Annotated in this window: 1 protein-coding gene; it reads right to left on the bottom strand. The window is 75.2% G+C overall.

From position 1 onward, the window contains the following. Nucleotides 1–419 (bottom strand): copper resistance protein CopC (locus EAD96_RS25980; protein ID WP_199733303.1); only part of this gene is annotated, 419 nt, incomplete at both ends.

The raw sequence follows: 419 nt of genomic DNA, 5'->3' as shown, positions 1-419 counted from the left end.
CCGAACGCGCTGCCCACCACGTCGCTGAACCCCGAACCGGTCACGTCGGACAGCCCGCCGCCGGCCGTGTACGGCACCTGCAACCACAGGTCGGCCAGGGTGGCCACGACCAGCAGGCCCAGCCCCGCCCAGGCCAGCCGGACCGGTCCGCGTCGGGGCAGCCGGCGCGGCCAGAGCGCGGCGAGCACCAGCGCCGGGCCGACCAGCAGCAGCAGTCCGGCGTAGCCGAGGTACTTCGCCACCTTCACGGCGTTCCCCACCACCGGGTCGGCGCGGTTGTCCGAGCCGGTGTCGACCGGCGGCGGCGACGGCGCGCCCACCGAGTAGGTGAACGCGCCGGAGACCGGGTGGCTGTCGGCGGAGATCACCCGGTAGCTCACCAGGTAGGTGCCGCGCACGCCGGAGGGGTCGACCGGGAT

Origin of the sequence: Micromonospora sp. BL1 (assembly GCF_003667485.1) — a bacterium.
Classification (GTDB): domain Bacteria; phylum Actinomycetota; class Actinomycetes; order Mycobacteriales; family Micromonosporaceae; genus Micromonospora; species Micromonospora tulbaghiae.
Note: the sequence above shows the minus strand (reverse complement) of the source record. Positions and strands in the feature narration are given on the sequence as shown.